This is a genomic window from Pseudomonas sp. McL0111 (genome assembly GCF_052567255.1).
Window position 1 is genome coordinate 2,522,045 of sequence record NZ_CP199585.1, and the last position, 24,310, is coordinate 2,546,354.

At 59.7% G+C, this 24,310-nt stretch carries 22 protein-coding genes; 6 read left to right on the top strand and 16 right to left on the bottom strand.

All coding sequences use genetic code 11. The features are described 5' to 3' along the window. Positions 1–160 precede the first annotated feature (160 nt). From ACTWLJ_RS11520 to dksA, 13 genes are all read right to left on the bottom strand, one after another. Positions 161–1,033: an oxygenase MpaB family protein gene (locus ACTWLJ_RS11520; RefSeq protein ID WP_445180898.1), complete on the bottom strand. Its 873-nt coding sequence runs from the start codon at positions 1,031–1,033 to the stop codon at positions 161–163. Between the two features lie 48 nt (positions 1,034–1,081). Further along, a complete protein-coding gene (acs, locus tag ACTWLJ_RS11525; protein ID WP_445180899.1) occupies positions 1,082–3,019 on the bottom strand; it encodes an acetate--CoA ligase in 1,938 nt (645 codons plus the stop codon). Positions 3,020–3,209: 190 nt separating this feature from the next. Continuing rightward, a complete protein-coding gene (gene pgi, locus ACTWLJ_RS11530) occupies positions 3,210–4,874 on the bottom strand; it encodes a glucose-6-phosphate isomerase (protein WP_445180900.1) in 1,665 nt (554 codons plus the stop codon). A 227-nt stretch (positions 4,875–5,101) separates the two neighbouring features. Continuing rightward, the gene (gene panD, locus ACTWLJ_RS11535; protein ID WP_445180901.1) at positions 5,102–5,482 is read right to left on the bottom strand and encodes an aspartate 1-decarboxylase; all 381 of its coding nucleotides are present in this window, start codon (positions 5,480–5,482) and stop codon (positions 5,102–5,104) included. A gap of 194 nt (positions 5,483–5,676) precedes the next feature. Then, on the bottom strand, positions 5,677–6,537 hold the full coding sequence (gene panC / locus ACTWLJ_RS11540; RefSeq protein ID WP_445180902.1) for a pantoate--beta-alanine ligase: 861 nt from the start codon (positions 6,535–6,537) through the stop codon (positions 5,677–5,679). Then, a complete protein-coding gene (gene panB, locus ACTWLJ_RS11545) occupies positions 6,534–7,334 on the bottom strand; it encodes a 3-methyl-2-oxobutanoate hydroxymethyltransferase (RefSeq protein WP_445180903.1) in 801 nt (266 codons plus the stop codon). The genes panC and panB overlap by 4 nt, the downstream gene beginning before the upstream one ends. 452 nt (positions 7,335–7,786) lie before the next feature. Further along, positions 7,787–8,272, bottom strand: coding sequence for a 2-amino-4-hydroxy-6-hydroxymethyldihydropteridine diphosphokinase (folK, locus tag ACTWLJ_RS11550; RefSeq protein WP_445180904.1), 486 nt, complete (start codon positions 8,270–8,272; stop codon positions 7,787–7,789). A 3-nt stretch (positions 8,273–8,275) separates the two neighbouring features. After that, positions 8,276–9,676, bottom strand: coding sequence for a polynucleotide adenylyltransferase PcnB (locus ACTWLJ_RS11555; RefSeq protein ID WP_401217315.1), 1,401 nt, complete (start codon positions 9,674–9,676; stop codon positions 8,276–8,278). A 734-nt stretch (positions 9,677–10,410) separates the two neighbouring features. Then, positions 10,411–11,847, bottom strand: coding sequence for a sigma-54-dependent transcriptional regulator (locus ACTWLJ_RS11560; protein ID WP_445180905.1), 1,437 nt, complete (start codon positions 11,845–11,847; stop codon positions 10,411–10,413). A gap of 22 nt (positions 11,848–11,869) precedes the next feature. Continuing rightward, entirely contained in the window at positions 11,870–14,824 is a 2,955-nt protein-coding gene (locus tag ACTWLJ_RS11565) for a sensor histidine kinase (protein WP_445180906.1), read from the bottom strand. After that, positions 14,808–14,984, bottom strand: a complete 177-nt coding sequence (locus tag ACTWLJ_RS11570) for a hypothetical protein (protein WP_003176118.1) — start codon at positions 14,982–14,984, stop codon at positions 14,808–14,810. Before ACTWLJ_RS11570 ends, ACTWLJ_RS11565 begins: the two co-directional genes overlap by 17 nt. 77 nt (positions 14,985–15,061) lie before the next feature. Beyond that, positions 15,062–15,949: a tRNA glutamyl-Q(34) synthetase GluQRS gene (gluQRS, locus tag ACTWLJ_RS11575; protein WP_445180907.1), complete on the bottom strand. Its 888-nt coding sequence runs from the start codon at positions 15,947–15,949 to the stop codon at positions 15,062–15,064. A 199-nt stretch (positions 15,950–16,148) separates the two neighbouring features. Further along, positions 16,149–16,592, bottom strand: coding sequence for an RNA polymerase-binding protein DksA (gene dksA, locus ACTWLJ_RS11580; RefSeq protein ID WP_401217303.1), 444 nt, complete (start codon positions 16,590–16,592; stop codon positions 16,149–16,151). A 334-nt stretch (positions 16,593–16,926) separates the two neighbouring features. On the opposite strand from dksA, the gene ACTWLJ_RS11585 reads away from it, so the two are divergent. Together ACTWLJ_RS11585 and sfsA are read left to right on the top strand one after the other, a co-directional pair. Next, complete coding sequence (locus ACTWLJ_RS11585) at positions 16,927–18,099, top strand: pyridoxal phosphate-dependent aminotransferase (RefSeq protein WP_445180908.1); 1,173 nt, start codon at positions 16,927–16,929, stop codon at positions 18,097–18,099. Then, positions 18,099–18,812 (top strand): DNA/RNA nuclease SfsA, encoded by a 714-nt coding sequence (sfsA, locus tag ACTWLJ_RS11590; RefSeq protein WP_445180909.1) that lies wholly within the window; start codon positions 18,099–18,101, stop codon positions 18,810–18,812. The genes ACTWLJ_RS11585 and sfsA overlap by 1 nt, the downstream gene beginning before the upstream one ends. Here sfsA and ACTWLJ_RS11595 read toward each other — a convergent pair. Then, positions 18,809–19,126, bottom strand: coding sequence for a Rieske (2Fe-2S) protein (locus tag ACTWLJ_RS11595; protein ID WP_445180910.1), 318 nt, complete (start codon positions 19,124–19,126; stop codon positions 18,809–18,811). The two genes, sfsA and ACTWLJ_RS11595, sit on opposite strands and share 4 nt — an antisense overlap. Before the next feature lie 167 nt (positions 19,127–19,293). Between ACTWLJ_RS11595 and ACTWLJ_RS11600 the strand changes: the two genes are divergently transcribed. From ACTWLJ_RS11600 to ACTWLJ_RS11615, 4 genes are read left to right on the top strand one after another with little or no spacing between them, the layout of a single operon-like run. Next, entirely contained in the window at positions 19,294–20,166 is an 873-nt protein-coding gene (locus ACTWLJ_RS11600; protein ID WP_445180911.1) for a heme/hemin ABC transporter substrate-binding protein, read from the top strand. Positions 20,167–20,216: 50 nt separating this feature from the next. Beyond that, complete coding sequence (locus ACTWLJ_RS11605; protein WP_445181346.1) at positions 20,217–21,200, top strand: FecCD family ABC transporter permease; 984 nt, start codon at positions 20,217–20,219, stop codon at positions 21,198–21,200. Next, positions 21,200–21,967, top strand: coding sequence for a heme ABC transporter ATP-binding protein (locus ACTWLJ_RS11610; protein WP_445180912.1), 768 nt, complete (start codon positions 21,200–21,202; stop codon positions 21,965–21,967). The genes ACTWLJ_RS11605 and ACTWLJ_RS11610 overlap by 1 nt, the downstream gene beginning before the upstream one ends. Positions 21,968–21,988: 21 nt before the next feature. After that, positions 21,989–22,840: a ChaN family lipoprotein gene (locus tag ACTWLJ_RS11615; protein ID WP_445180913.1), complete on the top strand. Its 852-nt coding sequence runs from the start codon at positions 21,989–21,991 to the stop codon at positions 22,838–22,840. A 232-nt stretch (positions 22,841–23,072) separates the two neighbouring features. On the opposite strand, the gene ACTWLJ_RS11620 is transcribed toward ACTWLJ_RS11615, so the two are convergent. Together ACTWLJ_RS11620 and ACTWLJ_RS11625 are read right to left on the bottom strand one after the other, a co-directional pair. After that, the gene (locus ACTWLJ_RS11620; protein WP_445180914.1) at positions 23,073–23,867 is read right to left on the bottom strand and encodes a Crp/Fnr family transcriptional regulator; all 795 of its coding nucleotides are present in this window, start codon (positions 23,865–23,867) and stop codon (positions 23,073–23,075) included. A 16-nt stretch (positions 23,868–23,883) separates the two neighbouring features. Continuing rightward, positions 23,884–24,156: a TfoX/Sxy family protein gene (locus tag ACTWLJ_RS11625; protein ID WP_401217280.1), complete on the bottom strand. Its 273-nt coding sequence runs from the start codon at positions 24,154–24,156 to the stop codon at positions 23,884–23,886. Positions 24,157–24,310: the final 154 nt, after the last annotated feature.

Genomic DNA, 24,310 nt, shown 5'->3' on the forward strand with positions numbered 1-24,310 from the left:
CACTGTGCATTGCCGATTACCTGTGGCGAGGAGCTTGCTCCCGCTCGAGTGTGACGCGCTCGCAAAACTTCGACAGCAGCAGATATTTTGGGGTCGCTGCGCAACCCAGCGGGAGCAAGCTCCCTCGCCACAGAGGTTTCACTCAAGACCTGAGCATTCATCAGGTCAGCAGTCCCATCCGCCGCTTGGCTCGCTGCACCGAGCCGTTGCGCATTGCCCAGCGCAGCATCGGGGCGCTGCGTTTGACACTGGCGCGGATCAGTTTGCGCTGCAGCGGGTTCTGGCTGACCCCGAGCATGTCACTGGCCCAATCCGGCAACAGGTCAATGCCGGCCTTCATCATCAGGTCGCCAAAGGGGCGGGCCAGCAGGCTCGGTGCTGGCGCTTCGAGCAGAAGACGCAAGACTTCACGGCTGCGATCATCACAGAGCAATTGCGAGCGCATGCCTTCAAGATAATCGGAAATTTCCTGCCGCGAGTGCGGCACATTCCGCGCGCCAAGCCGTTCGGCGATCACCGCGATTTCCGCGTAATAGCGATCCTGATCGGCCAGCGACAACTGCGGATTGCGATAGCGCAAATGCGCGGCTAGAAAGCTGCTGACTTCCGCCACATGCACCCACGTCAGCAAATCCGGATCGCTGGCCGCGTAGGGCCGGCCATCCGGGGCGGTGCCGACCACTTGCAGGTGAATGGTACGGACCTTTTCGATCAGCCAGTCCGCATCCCGGCGCGAACCGAAAGTAGTGCCGGAGACGAATTGGCTGGTGCGGCGCAAACGCCCAAGCATGTCCTGACGAAAATTCGAGTGATCCCAAACCCCGGCCAAGGCCAGTGGATGCAAGGCTTGCAGCAACAGAGCGCTGATCCCGCCGATCAGCATGCTGCTGAAGTCGCCGTGCACTTGCCAACTGATCGAGTCGGGACCGAACAGGCCCGGATCGCCCTTGGGGTTTTCCAGATCGAGTTGGCCGAGGGACAGACCGGTCAGGCTCATGAGTTGGCTTTCGATACGGCTGCGGATGAATTCCATGACAACTCGGTCGGGGCAGGCGCGGCCAAAGTGGCCGCGCCGCAGGGGTTACTGATTGAGGCGCGTGTCGATCAAACCTTGCACCACGCTCGGATCAGCCAGGGTCGAAGTGTCCCCAAGGCTGTCGAGTTCGTTGCAGGCGATCTTGCGCAGGATGCGGCGCATGATCTTGCCTGAGCGGGTTTTCGGCAAGGCTGGCGCCCACTGGATCAGGTCGGGTTTGGCGAAGCTGCCGATTTCCTTGCTGACGAGCGCCAGTAGTTCTTTCTTCAGTTCATCGTTGGGCTCGGCGCCATTCATGGGGGTGACGAAGGCGTAGATGCCCTGGCCTTTGACGTCATGTGGATAACCGACCACGGCCGCTTCGGCGATGCTGTCATGTAGAACCAGTGCGCTTTCTACCTCCGCGGTACCGATGCGGTGCCCGGAAACGTTGATCACATCATCGATGCGCCCGGTGATCCAGTAATCGCCGTCCTCGTCGCGCCGTGCGCCGTCACCGGTGAAGTAGTAGCCGGGGTAGGGCTTGAAGTAGGTATCGACCATTCGCTGCGGATCGCCGTAAACGCTGCGGATCTGCGCTGGCCAGCTGGATTTTATCGCCAGCACGCCGCTGCCGGCGCCTTTGATTTCCTTGCCGTGCTCATCGAGCAGCACCGGTTGCACGCCGAACATTGGCTGCGTGGCGCAACCCGGTTTGATCCGTTGTGCGCTGACCAGCGGGCTGAGCATGATGCCGCCGGTTTCGGTCTGCCACCAGGTATCGACAATCGGACAGCGCTGTTCGCCGACCACGTTGAAATACCATTCCCACGCTTCCGGGTTGATTGGCTCACCGACGCTGCCGAGTAATCTGAGGCTCTGCCGGGAAGTTTCCTGCAAGGGGCCGGCGCCTTCGCGCATCAGGGCGCGCAGCGCAGTCGGCGCGGTGTAGAAGATGTTCACAAGGTGTTTGTCGATCACCTGCCAGAAGCGCGAGCTGCTCGGATAGCTCGGTACCCCTTCGAAGATCAGCGTGGTCGCGCCATTGGCCAGCGGGCCGTAGACGATATAGCTGTGGCCGGTGACCCAGCCGACGTCGGCGGTGCACCAGAATACTTCGCCGTCACGGTAATCGAGCACGTACTTGAAGGTCATCGCCGCTTGCAGCAGATAACCGCCCGTGGTGTGCAGCACGCCTTTGGGTTTGCCGGTGCTGCCGGAGGTGTAGAGGATGAACAGCGGATCTTCGGCGTCCATCGGTTCCGGCGGGCAGTCGTCACTGACGTCGCGCACGGCCTGGTGATACCAGAGATCGCGGCCCTCGACCCAATCGACTTTGCCTTGCGTGCGTTCGACTACCACCACGCTGCTGACGTCGGGACAGCTTTGCAGGGCCTTGTCGACATTCTGTTTCAACGGCACGAACTTGCCACCACGCACGCCTTCGTCGGTGGTGATTACGGTGCGGCAATCGGCGTCGAGGATACGGTCGCGCAACGAGTCCGGGGAGAAACCGCCGAACACCACCGAATGGATCGCGCCGATCCGTGCACAGGCGAGCATGGCGTAGGCAGCTTCGGGAATCATCGGCATGTAGATGCACACCCGGTCGCCTTTTTTCACGCCACGGCCTTTCAGCACGTTGGCCAGTCGGCAGACATGGTGATGGAGTTTTTTGTAAGTGATCTGTGCGGATTCGACGGGGTCGTCGCCTTCCCAGAGGATGGCGGTCTGTTCACCGCGATCAGGCAGATGGCGGTCGATGCAGTTGTAACTGACGTTGAGTTTGCCGCCGGCAAACCAGGCGGCTTCACCGGTTTTCAGATCGTAGCGCTGAACGGTTTGCCACGGCGTGCTCCAGTCGAGGAAGCGGGTGGCCTGTTCAGCCCAGAAGGTGCTGGGGTGTTCAATCGACTCACGGTACAGACGCCGATAGTCGTCCTGACTCAATTGTGCAGCCCGGCGCACGGCATCGGCTTTGGGGAACGTGCTGATATCGAACATGACGGTTCCTTATTCTTGTTTTGCGACAAAGATAAAGATGCGCCGAGCGGCCTGCAGGTTCAAGTCATCCCCAAAACAACTGTGGGAGCCAGCCTGCTGGCGATGGGGCTGTGTCAATCAACATCAATGTTGAATGAACAATTGCATCGCCAGCAGGCTGGCTCCCACAGGGTAAAGCTGTCAGGGCAGATCAGCCGCGGTGACGACCGCGGAAGTAGTTGATCAGGCCTTGGGTGGACGGATCGTCAGCGGTGGTTTCATCGCTGCCGACCAGACGGTTGTAGACGCCCTTGCCCAGTTCCTTGCCCAGCTCCACGCCCCACTGGTCGAAGGCGTTGATGCCCCAGACCACGCTTTGCACGAACACTTTGTGTTCATACATGGCAACCAGCGCGCCGAGACGACGCGGGCTGATGCGTTCAACCACGATGGTGTTGCTCGGACGGTTGCCCGGAATCACCTTGTGCGGCGCCAGTTTGTGCACTTGCTCTTCGCTCATGCCCTTGTCGCGCAGTTCGGTTTCGGCTTCCGGCAGGGTCTTGCCGAGCATCAGTGCCTGACTCTGCGAGAGGCAGTTGGCGTACAGCCACTGGTGGTGATCGGAAACCGGATTGAAGCTGACGATCGGCACGATGAAGTCGGCCGGGATCAGTTGGGTGCCCTGGTGCAGCAACTGGTGGTAAGCGTGCTGACCGTTGCAGCCGACGCCGCCCCAGATCACCGGACCGGTATCGGTCGACACCGGGGTGCCATCCTGACGCACGCTCTTGCCGTTGGATTCCATGTCCAGCTGTTGCAAGTGTTTGGTGATGTTACGCAGGTAGTGGTCGTACGGCAGGATCGCGTGGCTTTGCGCGCCCCAGAAGTTGCCGTACCACACGCCGAGCAGGGCCAGCAGCACTGGCATGTTCTGTTCGAACGGCGCGCTCTGGAAATGCTGGTCCATGGTGTAGGCACCGGACAGCAGTTCCTTGAAGTTGGACATGCCGATGGCCAGGGCAATCGGCAAACCGATGGCCGACCACAGCGAATAACGTCCGCCTACCCAGTCCCACATCGGGAAGATGTTTTCTTCGCGAATACCGAACGCCACGGCTGCGGCGTTGTTGCTCGATACCGCGATGAAGTGGCGATACAACTCGGCCTCGGAACCACCTTGCGCCAGATACCAGGCGCGTGCGGCCTGAGCATTCTTCAGGGTTTCGAGGGTGTTGAAGGATTTCGACGAAACGATGAACAGCGTGGTTTCGGCGCGCAGCTTTTGCGTCAGCTCGTGGAACTCACTGCCGTCGATGTTCGCCAGATAGTGGCAACGCACACCTTTCTGCGCGTAGGACAACAGTGCTTCGGAAACCAGCTCCGGACCGAGGAACGAGCCACCGATACCGATGTTCACCACGTCGGTGATCGGCTTTTCGGTGTAACCGCGCCACAGACCGTCGTGGATGCGGCCCACGAGATCGGTGATCTGGTTCAGCACTTTGTGCACTTCAGGCATCACGTTGACGCCGTTGACCGACAACTTGTCGCCTACCGGGCGACGCAGTGCGGTGTGCAGCGCAGGACGGCCTTCGGAAGCGTTGACGATTTCGCCGTCGAACAGCGCCTTGATCGCGCCTTTGAGGTCGACTTCGTTGGCCAGACCCACCAGCAGATTGCGGGTCTCGGCGTTGATCAAATTCTTCGAATAATCGAGAAACAGGCCGCAGCTGCTGAGAGTGAATTGATTGAAGCGCTGCGGATCGGCGTTGAAGGCTTCGCGCATGCTGAAATCCTGCATGGCTTGGCGGTGATCTTTCAACGCTTGCCAGGCGGGCAGAGCGGTAACGTCTTGAGGAGTGCGGTAGTACGCCATCGCTGCGGTTTTCCTTTTTACTTGAACGGCCTTTTGAACACTGAACTGACCAGATACGCCTTGTTGAGGCGAGGGTCACATGCGTCGACATGATTTTGGACACAGGGCGAATACAGTAAACCTCGCGCCGCGATCTGTCTTGACTTCTTCTGACCCGTTACCTGTACTTTTTTAACATTGATGATCGCGGATTGCCGACAAACGGAATGAAAGCGCGGCTCGACGGATCAGGCCAGTTGCACCGGAATGGCGTTACTGGTGTGGCTCAATTCATTGCCCGGCGCCATGTACAGCATGCGCGGCTTGAAATTCAGCAGATCGGCTTCGCTGTAATGGGCGTAGGCGCAAATGATCACGCGGTCACCGACCTTGGCTTTATGCGCCGCTGCGCCGTTGACCGAGATGATGCGTGAACCTTCTTCGCCACGGATCGCGTAAGTGGTGAAGCGCTCGCCGTTGTCGACGTTATAAATCTGGATTTGCTCGTACTCACGGATGCCGGACAGGTCCAGCCATTCGCCGTCGATGGCGCACGAACCTTCGTAATCGAGAACCGCGTGAGTGACTTCGGCGCGGTGCAGTTTGGCCTTGAGCATAATGGCGTGCATGAGGATTTTCCCAGGTCGGAATCGAACGGCGGGCAGTGTGCCCGAAGGCTTTGGGGGCGGCAATATGGTCTGGAGGTGCCTGTAAAACCAATGTGGGAGCGAGCTTGCTCGCGAAGGCGTCATGTCAGTCGATATTTGGTCATCTGACAGATCGCATTCGCGAGCAGGCTCGCTCCCACAGGGGTAGTGCAGTTTTAGATCGGGCTATCGAGGTTCAGGTGCAGGTTATCGATCAACCGTGTGGTGCCGAGGAATGCGGCCACCAGAATCACCAGATCACGATCCTGCGCCGTTGCTGGACGCAACGTCAGAGCGTGGCGAATTTCCAGGTAGTCCGGGCGCAGGCCGGCGGCTTCCAGTTGTTGCAACTGAGCGCTGATCAGCGCCGGAAAATCCTGTTCGCCCTGTTTGATCGATTCGGCAATCGTGCTCAGGGTGCGATAGACCACCGGTGCCATCGCACGTTGCTCCTCGTTGAGGAAACCGTTGCGCGATGACAGCGCCAGGCCATCAGCGGCACGTACGGTCGGCTCGCCGATGATCTGGATCGGCATGTTCAGGTCATGCACCAGTGCACGGATGACCGCCAGTTGCTGGTAGTCCTTCTGACCGAAGATCGCCAGATCCGGCTGGACCATGTTGAACAGCTTGCTGACCACGGTTGCCACCCCTTCGAAGTGCCCCGGACGGCTGGCGCCGCACAGGCCTTCGGAGAGTTGCGGCACGCTGACCCGGGTCTGTCCGGCCATGCCGTCGGGGTACATCTCTTCGACGGTCGGGGCGAACAGCAGGCTGCAGCCGGCTTCGAGCAGTTTTTCCTGATCCGCCGCGAGGGTGCGCGGGTACTTGTCGAGGTCTTCGCCGGCGCCGAATTGCAGCGGATTGACGAAAATGCTCGCGACCACGAAGTCCACCCGTTGCGTGGCTTTGGTGATCAACGCAACGTGGCCGCTGTGCAGGTTGCCCATGGTCGGCACGAAGCCGATGCGCTTGCCTTCACTGCGGGCGCGAGCGACAGCGGCGCGCAGTTCGCGTACGGTTTTTACGGTGTTCATGCAGAGAATCCGTGTTCGATGCCAGGGAACGTCACGGCTTTGACTTCGTTGACGTAAGCCTTCAGCGCGGACTGGATATTGTCCTGATCGAGCATGAAATTCTTGACGAACTTCGGTACGCGGCCAGTGATCGACAGGCCGAGCATGTCGTGCAATACCAGCACTTGGCCGTCAGTGTCCGAGCCGGCACCGATGCCGATGACCGGGATCTTCACGGCCTGGGTGATTTCTGCAGCCAGTTCGCTTGGCACGCATTCGAGCAGCAGCATCGAGGCGCCGGCCTGTTCCAGCGAGATCGCATCGGCACGCATCTGCCGCGCCTGGTTCTCGTTGCGGCCCTGCACTTTATAGCCGCCAAGAATGTTCACGGCTTGTGGAGTCAGGCCCATGTGCGCGCAGACCGGCACACCGCGTTCGGCCAACAGCCGGATCGACTCGGCGAGCCACAACTGACCTTCGACCTTGACCATGTGCGCACCGGCCTGCATCAGCGTGGCGCTATTGATCATGGTTTGTTCGAGGGTGGCGTTGGCCATGAACGGCAGATCGGCGAGGATCAACGCGTCGCTGTTGCCGCGTTTTACGCAGGCAACGTGGTAGGCCATTTCTGCGGTGGTCACCGGCAGCGTACTGTCGTGACCTTGCAGCACCATGCCGAGTGAATCGCCTACCAGCAGCACTTCGACACCGGCCTCATTACAGGCGTGGGCGAAGGTCGCGTCATAGCAGGTGAGCATGGTGATCTTTTCACCTTTCTGCTTGAGGCTCTGGAGCGTGGTCAGGGTGATGGCTGGCATGTAAAAAATCCTCGTTCAGGCGCTCTGGAAACTACTGCGAGTAACGCGCGTGATTCGTCATCTACTCAGGCGCACGCTCTTTTGTCGTGCTTATAAGGCCTGGATTGCGCCCGTATGTGCCGGGTTGCCGGCAGCGGGACGCCTATAGTCGTGATGAGAACCCGGGAAGTCAATTGTGTGTGTTACCGCATTGTTACCAGGCGAGTGTTACCGGCGCTACTGATGCGATTCAGCGGCAGGCCGGGCCTGATTCGCGATTGTTTTGTCCGACAAAAACCTGCTTGGGAGGAGAACACTGTGGCGAGGGGATTTATCCCCGTTGGACTGCGAAGCGGCCCTGAAACCAGCGCATGCAACTTTTCTGACGCGCCGCGTTTTCCGGTTTCACGACTGCTTCGCAGCCGGACGGGGATAAATCCCCTCGCCACAAGAGCAATCCAGGGGATTTTTTTTCAGGGCTGGGGGAGGCGTTCGAGGCCGGTGAACGGGCAGGCTGCGAGCAGATCGGCCAATGTGCGGCCATCGGCCAGACGCAGATCCTGCGGGGCCAGTTCGGCCAGCGGATACAAGACGAACGCGCGTTCCTGCATATGGTAATGCGGGACTTTGAGGCGCGGTTCGTCGATCAGGCGATCACCGAACAACAGAATATCCAGATCCAGCGTGCGCGGGCCCCAACGCTCCAGACGCTCACGGCCCTGGCCATTCTCGATGCCTTGCAGGGTGTCGAGCAGTTCCAGCGGCGGCAAAGTGCTGTCGAGTGCGGCGACCGCGTTGGTGTAACGCGGTTGGCCCGGCAGCAGGGAATCGCTTTGATAGAAGGCTGAAACACCGACCAGTTCGGTTTGCGGCAATTGGCCCAGCGCCTCGACGGCGCTGCGCAATTGTTCGGCCGGGTCAGCGAGGTTGCTGCCCATGCCGATGTAGATGCGTTCCATGCGTTATTCGTCCGAAGTGCTCGACGCACCGGCGCGTTTGCGCTTGGAACCGCTGCTGCGGCGACGCTTGCGTGGAGCACCGCTGGCGTCCTCGCCCTTGCCACTGAGGTCGCGGATCATGTCGCGACGTTCACTTTCGTTGGCGTCCTGATAATCCGTCCACCATTCGCCCAGACCGTCAGTCTGCTCGCCAGCGCTTTCACGCAGCAGCAGGAAGTCGTAGCCAGCACGGAAGCGCGGGTTGTCCAGCAGCAGGTCGGCGCGTTTGCCGCTGCGGCGTGGCAGGCGTTCCTGCATATCCCAGATTTCGCGGATCGGCATGGTGAAACGCTTCGGGATCGCAATGCGTTGGCATTGTTCGGCGATCAGTTCGTGCGCAGCTTCCTGCATCGCCGGAATCGGCGGCATGCCGCGTTCCTGCAAACGCAATACACGGGCCGGAAGGGCAGGCCACAACATTGCGGCAAACAGGAAGGCCGGGGTCACCGGTTTGTTCTGTTTGATCCGCAAGTCGGTATTGGTCAGCGCTTCGCTGATCAGCGTATGGGTGTAATCCGGGTTGTGGTCCAGTGCGTCGGCACTCGCCGGGAACAGCGGCGCAAACAGTTGCAGATCGACCAGCATTTCAAAGGTGATCGCGGCGTGACCGGAGAGGAACAGCTTGAGCACTTCCTCGAACAGTCGGGCCGATGGAATCTCGCGCAACATCGGCGCCAGTTCGCGGATCGGTTGAACCGTGTGCTTCTCGATACCGAAGTTCAGCTTGGCGGCAAAACGCACGGCGCGCAGCATGCGTACCGGGTCTTCCTGATAACGCTGCTTCGGATCGCCGATCAGGCGGATCAGGTGATTGCGGATGTCGTGTACGCCGTTGGCGTAATCGAGGATGCGCTCGCTGACCGGATCGTAATACAAGGCGTTGATGGTGAAGTCGCGGCGTTGCGCGTCTTCTTCCAAGGTGCCGTAAACGTTGTCGCGCAGAATCCGCCCGCTCTCGTTACGCGAGGACTGATTGCTGTCTTCGTCGTCTTCGTTTTGCGGATGGTTGGCGCGGAAGGTGGCGACTTCGATGATTTCGCGACCGAAATGGATATGCACCAGTTTGAAGCGGCGACCGATGATCCGCGCATTGCGGAATTCGGCCCGGACCTGCTCGGGTGTGGCGCTGGTGGCGACGTCAAAGTCCTTGGGCGTGATGCCCAGCATCATGTCACGCACGCAACCGCCGACCAGATAAGCCTGGTAACCGGCACCCTGCAGGCGTTCGACGATATTGACCGCGTAGCGGCTGAACTGTGTCTTTTGCAGCGAGTGCTGGCCGCTGTTGAGCACTTCAGGTGTGCTACGGATGTGTTGCGTACGACGCACGGGAGTACGGAATGACTGGAACAACTTCTTCAGCATGGGATGCACTGTTTGAAGGAATGTTCGGCCATAACGAAAGATGACCGCATGATGGGCGGGGATTCTAGCATTTAGTCGAGGGATGGTGTAGGACACCGCAGATATGAGCTGCAAGCCGCAGGCTAAAGGCTTCACGCCAAGAGAATTCAGGGGATTTTGTCGCGGGGGAGAAACTACAAGGGGAGCCGAAGCTCCCCAAGAAGTAGTTGCGTGCTCTTTTTATTATTGAGTCGGGCTTTTTGTTTTTGTTGAGTGCCCTCGCCATGAAGCTTTTCCTTCATGGCCCTCCCAATCGGGAGCCAAGAGCAAACGGATTGCTTTGGTCGCTGAATTGCAGTGATCTCTCGATCCAACCAGTACAGGCTCTGTCTTAGGACAGTTTTTGTTGTTCTCGGCCTGGTCGTGGGGCAAGCCCCAAATACAACGCCTCTCCAAAAGAATCAGTTAGCTGCGCCTCTCGCCGTCTTGTTTTTATTGTGCGTGAGTCGATTCGTCTTATTTTTATTATTTTGTACAGTGCTTGTTATTGTTCTTGTACTGAACATATAGCAGGTGCCGTGCCAACTTTTGCGAAACCCAATAAAACAAGGGGTTAGGTCGTTATAACCGTTTTCGCAGGGCAAAAAAAAGCCGGGGTTTCGTTACCGATAACCCCGGCTTCTGTTACGTGAAAAGACTGAGGTAACAGTTTTTTCACATCTTCAAGCGTTACCCGCACACTCGACAGGTAACGTTCAGCTCTCGCTGGCGACCCCGGTCTTGCGCCGTGGAATGCCCAGACGCTGACGGCGTTCCCACAGACATTTACGGCTGACGCCCAGTTTGCGCGCCAGTTCGGTCTCGGTCATGTGGTCCTGATGCTCAAGAACGAAGTGCTGGAAATAGTCTTCCAGCGACAGATCCTCGGTCGGCTCGTGGCTGCTGTTACTGGCGCTACCGGCGGTTTGTGGCGGCAGGCCGATGAATTCGTCATCGTCCAGATCGCTCAGCTCGATATCGATGCCCAGCAGGTCGGCAGAGATTTCCGGGCTCTCGCTCAGAATCACCGCACGCTCGACGGCGTTTTCCAGTTCGCGCACGTTACCCGGCCAGGAATAGTGCCGGATCGCCTGTTCGGCATCAGCGGCAAATTTCAGGTCGGTACGGTTAATGCGCGCACTTTGACGGGCGAGGAATGCGCTGGCGATTTCGTTGACGTCGGCGCCGCGCTCACGCAGGGCCGGGAGCTTCAGCGCAATCACGTGCAAGCGGTAATACAAGTCTTCACGGAACTGGCCGATTTTCGCCAGGCTCTTGAGGTCGCGGTGAGTCGCCGCGATCAGGCGCACATCGACTTTCTGCGACTGCACCGAGCCAACCCGACGGATTTCGCCTTCCTGCAATACACGCAGCAAGCGGGCCTGAGCTTCCAGCGGCAGTTCGCCGATTTCGTCGAGGAACAGCGTGCCGCCGTCCGCCGCTTCCACCAGACCGGCACGACCGGCGCTGGCGCCAGTGAACGCGCCTTTCTCGTGACCGAACAGTTCGGACTCGATCAGGCTTTCCGGAATGGCCGCGCAGTTCACCGAAATCATCGGCGCCTTGGCGCGTTTCGACAGGTTGTGCAGGGCGCGGGCCACCAGTTCTTTACCGGTACCGGATTCGCCCTGGATCAGGACATTGGAGTCAGTTGGCGCTACCTTGCGGATCTTGCTGTACAGATCCTGCATCGGCGGGCACGAACCAATGATGCCGATTTCGCCGTTGCTGTTATCGACGGCGGGTTTACCGCTGCCATTGGCAGCTTTGCCGGTAACAACTTCGCCGGCAGCCGGGGCCGATTGGCGATCACGCAGGATTCGTGCGACGGCCTGGAGCATTTCATCGTGGTCGAAAGGCTTGGCGATGTAGTCCACCGCGCCCATCTTCATCGAGTCGACCGCCGAACGCAGGCTGGCGTAACTGGTCATGATCAGCACCGGAGTGCCCTGGCCGAGCTTGATCAGCTCGGTGCCGGGGGCGCCAGGCAGGCGCAGATCGCTGACGATCAGATCGAACGTAGGAATGGTGAAGCGTTCTTGTGCTTCCTGCACTGAACCGGCTTCGCTGACCTGGTACTGATTACGTTCCAGCAGGCGGCGCAAGGCGGAGCGGATAATTGTTTCGTCTTCGACGATCAAAATGTGCGGCATTGATTCGATACTCTCGACGGTCTCAGTTCACAGCGGACGTCGCTTCGACATGACGCGGCAAGGTCACCCGAATACGGGTGCCGCGTTGGCTTTGAACATCAGCCGGGCTGTCGATGGTGATTTGTCCATAATGCTCTTCAACGATGGAATAGACCAGTGCAAGGCCCAGACCGGTGCCTTCGCCAGGGTCCTTGGTGGTGAAGAAGGGTTCGAACAATCGATCCATGATGTTCTTCGGAATACCGCTGCCTTCGTCCTCGACGATCAGATCGACCGTGTGTTCGCCGGCTTCGCTCTTGACCCGCACCGCACTGCCCGCAGGCGAGGCATCACGGGCGTTGGAGAGCAGATTGATCAGTACTTGGGCAAGCCTTTGCGGATCGCCTTCGACCCAGTGATCCGGGTCGCACAGGTTGTAGAACTGCACTTCGAAATTGCGCCGGTTCAGCGCCAGCAGACCGATTGCATCCTGCGCCACTTCTGCCAGACAAACGGGCTCGTCGCTGTGCTGGTGGCTGCCGGCGTGGGCGAAGCTCATCAGCGACTGGACGATGCGCGATATGCGTTTGGTCTGTTCGAGGATCTGCCCGCTGATTTCCGTCAGCTCCTCGTCCTCTTCGCGTTCTTCGCGCAGGTTCTGCGCCAGACAGGCGATGCCGGTGACCGGGTTGCCGATTTCATGGGCCACGCCTGCCGCCAGTCGACCGATGCTCGCCAGACGCTCGGAGTGCACCAGTTTGTCTTCAAGCATCTGGGTTTCGGTCAGGTCTTCTACCAGCAACACCAGACCACTGTTACCTGGCGCGAGCGGTTCGTCGATCGCCGCTTTGTGCAGATTCAGCCAGCGCGTCTGACCGTCGAGGGCCAGATGCTGTTTGTGCAAATGCTCGTCGGGCAGATTAATGAAGCCTTGCAGCAATTCTTTCCACGGGTCGCCGATGGTGCTCAGGCGCGAACCGACCACCCGTTGCGCGGCAATCCCGGTCAGCTCTTCCATGGCCTTGTTCCACATCAGGATCTCTTGATCCTTGGCCAACGAGCAGACGCCCATCGGCAATTCCTGCAAGGTCTGGCGGTGATAGCGGCGCAGGGCGTCGAGTTCGGCGGCAAGGCCGGTGAGGCGCGAGTGGTAATCCTCGAGGCGGCTTTCGATGAAGTGGATGTCTTCGGTGACATAGTTTTCGCCGCCGGCCTTATATGGCAGGAAGGTTTCGACCATGTCTTGCGCCACGCTCGGGCCCATCAGGCCGGAGAGGTTGGCTTCGATGCGGTCGCGCAAACGGCGCAGTGCATAAGGACGGCGTTCGTCGAACGGCAGATAAAGGTCACGCAGGGCTTGCTCGACTTCTTTCTGTGCTGCCTTGGCGCCCAATGGTTTGGCCAGTTGCGTGGCGAATTCCTGAGGCGAGGCGGCGTGCAGCTCACGGCGTTGCGGGCGACGTACGTTATCCACCGCGCAGGCTTCGGCGGCACTGGCTTCTTCTGGGCTGGCGTTGGTGAACAGCGAAATCAGGGTGAACATCAGCACGTTGGCCGCCAGCGAGGCGATGGCCGCCATGTGCCAACTGGTGTCGTCGAGCACGTAGATCATGTTCAGCAGCGGTATATAGAAACCCTGCAGATTGCCGACCAGCGGCAGCAGCATGGTCACTACCCACACCAGAATCCCTGCCAGCAGACCGGCAATGAAGCCGCGCCGGTTGGCGGTCGGCCAGTACAGCACCGAGAGCACGCCCGGGAGGAATTGCAGGGTAGCCACGAACGCGACGATGCCGAGGTTGGCCAGATCCTGCTCGGCGCCCAGCATCAGATAGAAGCCGAACCCGGCCATGATGATCGCGACGATCAGCGCCCGGCGCGTCCATTTCAGCCAGCGATAGATGTTGCCCTCGGCGGGCGGCTGATAAAGCGGCAGCACCAGGTGGTTCAGCGCCATGCCCGACAGCGCCAGCGTTGTGACAATGATCAGCCCGCTGGCGGCCGATAAACCGCCGACGTAAGCCAGCAATGCCAAGGGTTTGCTGTTGGCGGCAATGCCGATACCGAGGGTGAAATATTCCGGATTGGTCGTGGCGCCGAGCTTGAGCCCTGCCCAGAGAATCAGCGGTACTGCCAGACTCATCAACAGCAGGAACAGCGGCAGACCCCAACTTGCGCTGACCAGCGAACGCGGGTTGAGGTTTTCGGTAAAAGTCATGTGATACATGTGCGGCATGACGATGGCCGAGGCGAAGAACACCAGCAGCAGCGTGCGCCAAGGACCTTCCTGCAACGGCGTATGCAGGGCGGCGAGGGCGGTCTGGTTTTGCAGCAGCCACAGTTCAAGTTGTTGCGGGCCATCGAACACGCCGTACAGCGCGTACAGGCCAACGCCGCCAAGGGCGACCAGTTTGATCACCGACTCGAAGGCAATCGCGAACACCAGCCCTTCGTGTTTCTCGCGGGTGGCGATGTGCCGGGAACCAAAGAAAATCGTGAACAGAATAATCAGCGAGCAAAACGCCAGTGCGACGCGGCTCTGGACCGGTTCGCCCGTAAGAATCCCAATAGAGTCGGCCACCGCTTGAATCTGCAACGCCAGCAACGGCAACACGCCGATCAGCATGAAAATCGTGGTCAGCGCCCCCGCCCAGGTGCTGCGAAAGCGGAAGGCGAACAGATCCGCCAGCGACGATAGCTGATAGGTGCGGGTGATTTTCAGGATCGGATACAGCAACACCGGCGCCAGCAGAAACGCGCCGGACACCCCGAGATAGCTGGAAAGAAAGCCGTAGCCGTACTGATACGCCAGACCGACCGTGCCGTAAAACGCCCACGCACTCGCGTAAACCCCCAGCGACAGGGTGTAAGTCAGCGGGTGGCGAATGATCGCCCGGGGGATCATGCCCCGTTCACTGATCCAGGCTACGCCGAACAACACCGCGAGGTACGCGGCACTGATCAGGATCATCTGGGTCAGGCTAAAGCTCATCGGCATCTTTTTGGCTCTGCAGGATGAAGGTCACGACAATCAGGATCAACCAGAGCAGATACGGCCGATACCAGGCGCCCGTGGCGTCGATCCACCAATCCATGATGGCTGGAGAAAACAGATAGATTCCCACGACCAAAAGCAGGACCAAGCGATAGATGTACATCCCGGCCTCTCTTTTTTATGCGCGTGCCCGAAAACGTGCGGCGATGGTAACGGATGGGCGCGCCACTGCAAGTGTCGTCATAGCAGTTGCGCTTCGGGCAGGGTCAGTGTGCGCGGGATCTTGCTCGCATCCCAGTGGGCGCTGCCCCAGTTGAGCAATTCCTGCGCACTGGCGTGGGCCAGTTCGGCGCCGGGGTTTTGCCCCAGTGCGCGCAAGGCCCGCAGCAGCAACGGCGTGGCTTGATCGGCGGTCAGCGGCGGCGAGCGGTAGGACTTGCCGAGCTTGTTGCCGTCAGGCTGGGTGATCAAAGGAAGGTGTAGATAGCGCGGCTGACGCAAGCCCAGCAGTTCTTGCAGATAGAGTTGGCGCGGCGTCGAGTCGAGCAGGTCGGCGCCACGCACGATATCGGTGATGCCTTGCCAGGCATCGTCCAGCACCACCGCCAGTTGATAGGCGTAGAGGCCATCGCGGCGGCGGATCACGAAGTCGCCGACGTCGCGGCCCAGATGCTGACGATACTCACCCTGCACGCGGTCGATGAAATGGTATTCCAGCTCCGGCACACGCAGGCGGATCGCCGCGTCTTGCTGGCCGTGACCGGCGTTGCGGCACAGACCCGGATAAATTCCGTTATACGCTTCCAGTTGTTTGCGCGAGCAGGTGCAGGCATAGGCCAGACCGTGATTGAACAGGCTGTCGAGCACTTGGGCATAGGCCTCGTGCCGATCACTCTGACGCACCATCTCGCCATCCCATTCAAAGCCGTAGCTTTCCAGGGCCTTGAGAATCGCTGCCTGTGCGCCCGGTTCTTCACGGGGCGGATCGAGATCCTCCATGCGCACCAGCCAGCGACCGCCTACCGAGCGGGCATCGAGATAGGAGGCGAGTGCAGCCACCAGCGAGCCGAAGTGCAGATGTCCGCTGGGAGTAGGGGCGAAGCGGCCGATGTAGGCGGAGGTCGTCATGGAAGCGTTGTCACTTATTCAGGCTTATACACAACACTATGTGGGAGCCGAGCTTGCTCGCGAAAGCGCTGTGTCATTCAACATTAAGGTGTCTGATTTAACGCCTTCGCGAGCAAGCTCGGCTCCCACAGGGGGAAGGGTCAAACGGCAGAAACAAAAACGGAGCGTTCGCACGCTCCGTTTTTCATTCAGGTCGGGATTATTTGCCGACCTGTTTTTCCTTGATTTCCGCAAGGTTCTTGCAATCGACGCACATGTCGGCGGTCGGACGCGCTTCGAGGCGCTTGACGCCGATCTCGATGCCGCACGAGTCGCACCAGCCGTACTCTTCGTTCTGGATCAGCTCGAGCGTCTTGTCGATCTTCTTGATCAACTTGCGCTCGCGATCACGAGCGCGCAGCTCGAGGGCAAATTCCTCTTCCTGACTGGCACGGTCGGCCGGGTCAGGGAAGTTTGCCGCTTCGTCTTTCATATGATCAACGGTGCGATCGACTTCCTGCATCAAGTCCTGCTTCCACTTGTTCAGGATCTTGGTGAAGTGCGCGCGCATCGGTGCGCCCATGTACTCTTCGCCCTTGGTCGGAACGTAAGGTTCGAAGCCGCTGATCGACGCTTGCTGCTGTTGCTTTGCTTGGGTGGGCATGAAATGGACCGCCTCTACTCTTGTAATCCATTGCGCAGGATTGCTCCATCACCGACACCTGCCGGCCCTGCGGCTGCAAGCGGGCGAACTTACCAGATCAAATCGGCCTGCGCTACTCCCGGATGTCGAGCCCGCGGCCGGTGAGGCTTGCAAAAGTTTGCCAAGCCATGTCTGGCGGTGTTGGAGACCTGTTCAATCACTGATTTTAGTCAATCCTGGAGCGTATGCTCTTATCGTTACAGTCCAGAGTTCTTGAGGCTGTGACCGCTGCGGGTTCTCGCTCGTTCCGGCAGATGCGTAGAATCGTCTCTTTTTTCCCGTCGAAGGAAGGCCAATGGCTCAGCCCTACAGTGCGCGCAGTCGTGCGATCGAACCGTTCCATGTCATGGCGTTGCTGGCGCGGGCCAATGAGTTGCAGGCTGCTGGCCACGACGTGATCCACCTGGAAATCGGCGAGCCGGACTTCACCACCGCAGAACCGATCATTCGCGCCGGGCAGGCAGCACTGACGGCGGGCAAGACTCGTTACACCGCAGCGCGTGGTATTCCTGAGCTGCGCGAGGCGATAGCCGGTTTTTATCAACAGCGTTACGGGCTGAATATCGATCCGCGAGGGATTCTGATCACGCCGGGCGGCTCCGGTGCGCTGTTGCTGGCCAGTGCTTTGTTGGTCGATCCGGGCAAGCACTGGCTGCTCGCCGATCCCGGGTATCCGTGCAACCGGCATTTCCTGCGACTGGTCGAAGGCGCGGCGCAGTTGGTTCCCGTGGGCCCGGAGGTGCGTTATCAACTGACGCCGGATCTGGTGGCGCGGCACTGGGATCACGACAGCGTCGGCGCGCTGGTCGCCTCGCCGGCCAATCCCACCGGGACAATCCTGACCCGCGATCAACTGGCCGGGTTATCCACAGCCATCAAGGCGCGAAACGGCCATCTGGTGGTGGACGAGATCTATCACGGTCTGACCTACGGCACTGATGCGGCGAGTGTGCTGGAAGTCGACGACAGTGCTTTTGTCCTCAATAGTTTCTCCAAGTATTTCGGCATGACTGGTTGGCGCCTCGGCTGGCTGGTAGCGCCGGACGCCGCCGTCAGCGAGCTGGAGAAACTCGCGCAAAACCTCTACATCAGCGCCCCGAGCATGGCTCAGTACGCAGCGCTGGCGTGTTTCGAGCCGGAAACGATTGCGATCCTCGAAGAACGCCGCGCCGAGTTCGGTCGACGTCGGGACTTCCTGCTGCCGGCGTTACGTGAATTGGGTTTCAACATCGCCGTCGAGCCGGAAGGCGCGTTCTATCTCTACGCAGATATCAGCAAGTTCGGCGGCGATGCCTTCGCGTTCTGTCAGCATTTCCTTGAAACCGAGCATGTGGCATTTACTCCGGGGCTGGATTTCGGTCGTTATCAGGCCAGTCATCATGTGCGTTTTGCCTACACGCAAAACCTTGATCGCTTACAGCAGGCGGTGGAACGGATCGCTCGTGGCCTGAAGAGCTGGCAAGGCTGATGCGTTTTTCTCCTCCTCTTGAAGAAGCGCGACTGATTCGCCGCTACAAACGATTTCTCGCTGACATCGAAACGGTTAACGGCGAGTTGCTGACTATTCATTGCCCGAACACCGGCTCGATGCTCAATTGTCAGGTCGAGGGCGGACAGGTCTGGTTCAGTCGCTCGAATGATCCGAAGCGCAAATTGCCCGGCACCTGGGAAATCGGTGAAACCCCGCAGGGCCGGTTGTTCTGCGTGAATACCGGACGCGCCAACGCGCTGATCGAGGAAGCCTTGCAGGCCGGAGTGATTACCGAGCTGAACGGCTTTACCGCTCTGAAACGCGAAGTGGCGTACGGCCAGGAAAAGAGCCGCATCGATTTTCGCCTGGAATATCCGAGCGGCCCGGCGTATGTGGAAGTGAAAAGCGTCACTCTGGGTTTTGACGGTACGGCGGTGGCGGCGTTTCCCGATGCCGTGACCCAGCGCGGTGCCAAACACCTTCGGGAGCTGGCGCATCTGGCGCGGGACGGGATTCGTGCAGTGCAGTTGTATTGCGTCAATCTCAGCGGAATCGAGGCAGTGCGTCCGGCCGAAGAAATCGATTCGGCCTACGCCGAGGCGCTACGGGAAGCGGTTGCCTGCGGCGTGGAAGTGCTGGCGTACGGTGTGCGATTGACTCACGAAGAGATGGTGGTTGATCGCCGGCTGGAGGTTTTGCTGCGCGGTTAAAGATCTATCCACAGGCCTTGCGCGTCTTCGCGGCAAGCGATGGCGGTCAAGGATTGCCCGGCGCAGGGCCCGGAAACGCATTCGCCGTCCTCGATCAGAAACAGTGCGCCGTGGGTGGCGCACTGGATCAGGCTGTTGCTGGCGTCGAGAAACTGGTCGGGATGCCACTCCAGACCGACGCCACGGTGCGGGCAGCGATTGAGATAGACATAGGCCTGACCTGCGCGGCGCACGGCAAACAGTTTTTTACCGTCGATGTCGAAACCGCGGCTGCCGGTCTCGGCCAGATCGGCACCGGCGCAGAGAAACTTCATGGCTATCCTCAAGAGTCGGCTCGTGTCGGGATATGTCCGAGCTTGACGTTTAAATGCAAACAATTATCAAATGGCCGCCTTCGCCCGCAGGACGGCTGGCAGATGCCAAGGATACTTGGCCTGTCATGCTGACGCCCGGGAAAAAACCTTATTCAAGGAAGCTGTGTATGCGCCTGAGTACCCGCGTTGCTGTGCTGTGTGTCGGACTTTTCGTCAGCCACCAGGCTGCAGCGGCCGAATTGCCGCAACGCTGGGTCAGCGCCGGTGGGGCCTTGTCGGAGTGGGTGAGTGCGCTCGGCGGCGAGTCGAAACTGGTCGGCGTCGATACCACCAGCCAGCATCCCGGTTCTCTGAAGTCGTTGCCGAGTATTGGCTATCAGCGTGCGCTATCGGCCGAAGGCATCCTCAGCCTGCGACCGGATATCCTGATCGGCACCGAAGAAATGGGGCCGCCACCAGTGTTGTCGCAAGTCAAAAGCGCAAAGGTGCAGGTGGAGTTGTTCTCGGCTCAGCCTGATCTGCCAACGCTGGAAAAGAACGTCACTCACCTAGGGCAATTGCTCGGCGCCGAGGCGCAAGCCGCGCAACTGCTGCAAAGTTATCAACAGCAACTCGCTGCGCAGAAAATTCGTGTGACTGGGGAGCAGGCCAAACACAAGGCACCCGGCGTGTTGGTGCTGATCGGACATGCTGGCGGCAAGCCGTTGATCGCCGGCAAGGACACCGCCGCCGACTGGCTGCTGCAACAGGCGGGCGGTCATAACCTAGCGACCCATACCGGTTACAAGCCGTTCTCCGTGGAGGCTCTGGCCGGTCTTGATCCTGAAGTGCTGGTGTTTGCTGATCGAGCGATGACGGGGGATGCGGCCAAGGCTGCTTTGTTCAAGGAAAATCCGATCCTCAATTCAAGCCGTGCGGCCAAGACCGGTCGTGTGCTGGAACTGGACCCGACGCTGCTGGTCGGCGGCCTCGGCCCGCGTTTGCCAGCGGAACTGAAGGTCCTGTCTGATGGTTTCTACCCGACCCAGAGCGGCCAATGACCACACTGGTAAAACCTCGTAGCCTGTTTATCGGCCTGACCCTGTTGTGTTTGCTGGCGACCTGGCTATCGCTGGCGTTAGGGCCGGTCAGCCTGCCGCTGTTCGATACGTTGCGCGCAGCTTTGCGCATGCTCGGTGTGCCGCTGGCGCCGGATGGGCTGGAACAGGCTGAGCTGATACTCGGGCAGATCCGTTTGCCGCGAACCTTGCTCGGGCTGGCGGTCGGCGGTGTGCTGGCGCTGTCGGGCGTGGCGATGCAGGGATTGTTTCGCAATCCACTGGCCGACCCGGGATTGGTCGGGGTTTCCAGCGGTGCGGCACTGGGCGCGGCGGTGGCGATCGTCGGCGGTTCGTTTTTTGGCGGATTGCCCGAGTGGTTCGGGCCGTATCTGTTGTCGGTGTGTGCGTTTCTCGGCGGCCTCGGGGTGACGGCGCTGGTCTATCGGCTGGGTAGGCGCAACGGGCAGACCAACGTCGCAACGATGTTGCTGGCCGGCATTGCCTTGACCGCACTCGCCAGTTCAGCGGTGGGTTTGTTCACTTATCTGGCCGATGACGCGACCCTGCGGACGCTGACCTTCTGGAACCTCGGCAGCCTGAATGGCGCCAGTTATGCGCGACTGTGGCCATTGCTGATCATCAGCGCCGGTGTCGCGCTGTGGTTGCCGCGTCGGGCCAAGGCATTGAATGCCTTGCTGCTGGGCGAATCGGAAGCCGGGCATTTGGGCATCGACGTCGAACGCCTCAAGCGTGAATTGGTGTTCTGCACGGCGCTGGGTGTCGGTGCAGCGGTAGCGGCGGCCGGGATGATCGGCTTCGTCGGGCTGGTGGTGCCGCATCTGGTGCGGTTGCTGGCAGGACCCGATCATCGGGTGTTGTTACCGGCATCGGTGCTGGCAGGGGCGAGTCTATTGTTGCTGGCGGATCTGGTGGCGCGGCTGGCGCTGGCGCCGGCGGAGCTGCCGATTGGCATCGTCACGGCGTTTATCGGTGCGCCGTTCTTTCTTTATCTGCTGCTGCGAGGGCGTGCCTGATGTTGCGAACGCACAATCTGCAGATTCGCCGTGGCCGCAAGGTTGTCCTCAGCGATGTCACCCTGCAACTTGAGCCGGGCGAAGTGCTTGGCGTATTGGGGCCCAATGGCGCCGGCAAAAGCACGCTGCTTGGTGCGTTGTGCGGGGAGTTGGCGGCGAGTGAAGGCGAGGTCTCGCTCGACGGCGAAGCCTTGAATCACTGGACTGGAACCCAGCGAGCGCAGCGTCTGGCGGTGTTGCCGCAGGTTTCGACGTTGGATTTTGCCTTTCGAGTCGAAGAAGTAGTCGGCATGGGGCGTTTGCCTTATCAGAGCGGTCGAGTGCGGGATGACGAAATCGTCGCGGCGGCGCTGGCTGCTGCAGATGCGTGCCATCTAAGCGGTCGCAGTTATCTGGCATTGTCCGGTGGCGAACGTCAGCGTGTTCATCTCGCTCGGGTATTGGCGCAGCTGTGGCCGGGACAGGCCGGGCAGACGTTGTTGCTGGACGAGCCGACTTCCATGCTTGATCCACTGCACCAGCACACGACGTTGCAAGCCGTGCGCGAGTTTGCTGATCGCGGGGCCGCGGTGTTGGTCATCCTGCATGATCTGAATCTGGCGGCGCGTTATTGTGATCGGGTGTTGCTGCTCGAAGGCGGCCGTCCGGTGGCGCTGGATACGCCGCAGCAAGTTCTGCAACCAGAGTCGCTGAAAGCAGTGTTCGGGCTGGAAGTGCTGGTGCAACCGCACCCGGAGCGTGGGCATCCGCTGATCATCGCCCGCTGATTTGATCATCGAGGGGCAGGCATGCGCAGGATTTTATTGTTGGCAGTGTTGTGGCTTGGCGGATGTCAGCATATGGCGGCGGCGCCACCGGTCAGCGGTGAAATTCGTGATCTGCGCAGCGGCGAGATCCTGACTGCGCAGCAATTGCTGACACGACTGAGTAACCCGGCGCAGCTCATCATCGGTGAGCAACATGACAATGCCGATCATCATGCTGTGGAATTGTGGTTGTTGCAGGCTCTCGGCGAGCGACGACCGCAGGGCAGCCTGTTGCTGGAAATGCTGACGCCGGATCAGCAGCCCAAGGTTGATCAAGTGCGTCACGCGGTTTCGCCACCTGCCGACTTGCCCGTTGCATTGGCTTGGCAGGACGGCTGGGACTGGGATCTCTATGGGCCGATTGTCCGGTTCGTTCTGTCTCAGCCCTATCCTTTATTGGCGGCCAATCTCGATAACACGCAGATTCGCGCTTTCTATCGTCAGCCGCCGATCTTGCAGGGCGCGCGTAGTAACGCGGCGGCGGTGAAATCCACACTTCTTGAGCAAATCAGCGATTCCCACTGCGGACTGCTGCCCGAATCGCAAATGCCGGCGATGCTGGCGGTCCAGCAGCAACGGGATCGGCGCATGGCTGAGCGTTTAATCAGTGCGCCTGCGCCGTCGTTGTTATTGGCGGGGGCCTGGCATGCACGCAAGGACGTCGGTGTGCCATTGCATGTTGTGGATCTGGGGGCGGCGCAAGAACCGACGGTGTTGTTGCTGGCCGAGCAGGGCAGTGAGGTGACGGCGGCGATGGCCGATTATGTCTGGTTTACGCCAGCTACTGCGCCACAGGATTACTGCGAGCAGATGCGTAAACAATTCGGTAAATGACTTTTCCACAGGCAAAAAAAGACCCGGTAAAAACCGGGTCAAATAACCGTGATTAGCCTGATGAGGAGATAATCTGAGAGTCCGAACCAAGGGCTTTTCAGAATATCGACTGATCTCGCGACCAGTTGTGATAATCATAGCGATTCTCATTACCGAGTCAACAACTGTTTTTTCATTTATTTGATTCAGTCACGAAAATGGCCGGAATGCCCCGGAATATAGGGACTCAACTTCAGCTTTTGGTCGGAGTCAGTAATGTGATTTGCCGATTGAGTTGGCCGATGCGCCGGGCCATGCTCTCTATCAGGCTGTGTGCGATCTTTGGATTGGTGCGGGTCATGTTCAAAAACTGATCGCCCGGGATCAGCATCACCGTGCTTGGCTCCCGAGCAACGACCGTGGCGTTGCGCGGTTCGCCGGTAAACACCGCCATCGCGCCGAAAATCTCGTCCTTGGGGACTTCGCCGACCTTGAGGCCATCGACGAACGCTTCGGCATGCCCATCGATGATCACGAAGACGTGATCGGCAGCGTCACCTTGATGAATCAACACTTCGCCGGCAGGGACGCGTTTGAAACCGTTGGTGCTGCGAAACTCACGAGGTTTCAGTTCGGCAACCGCGTGGCTGAGTAATGCCATGTGGCCGAGCAGATAGTGGAGAAATTGCTCGGCGCGTTCGGGTTCGGCATACAGGTGCTGAAACAACTCGCTTCGTTGATACGGTTGCAGGCGTAACGGCCCATCACTGCACAAGCGCCAGTCAGCCCATTCGCTGCCCTGTTGCAGACCGATCAAGTCGCCTTCCTGCCAATAGAACAGTGCCCGCGCACCCACATACCCGGTGATCACACCTTCTGTCAGCAGAAACAATTGGTCTGCGGGCAACTGCGCGATCAAATCCTCAGAACTCTCCAGTTCCAGCAGCGGCCCGCACGGCGCCAACCCTTCCAGGCACTGCGCAGGCAAAGTCTGTAAACGATTGATCAATGCGTCGGCGTGAGCCGATTGTTCCCCGAGCAGATACATGACGGTCAGCGCCCGTTCAGTTCTTGTGGCGTGAGGAGATGGCGTCGAGCTGTTTGTTCAAGGCGTCCTTGCGCTCGGCGGGCAGGTCATTCCAGTGCATGTCCATCAGTGCACCCTCGATCGCATACAGCAACACCTTCGATGCGCGAAACCCGCGAGTACGCACGGCCCGGTAGGCGTCGACTGCGCCCAGGCGCCGCAAATCCGAGGCGCTATGGATGCCCACGGCGTGCAGCCATTGTGCCGACGTCTTGCCAAGATTCTTCAGGTGCTGCAGTTCATCATTCATCAAGCCTCCTTGCGACGGCCGAATGGGCGTGGGCGAGCTTCTCAGGAGTGTAGCCATCAGTAGGAAAAGCGTGGTTGTTTGGTCGGATTAGACGCAAACGCTACTAAGAACTGTCGGAACTTTTGGCGAGATAGACGGTTGCGGAAGGGCGAAA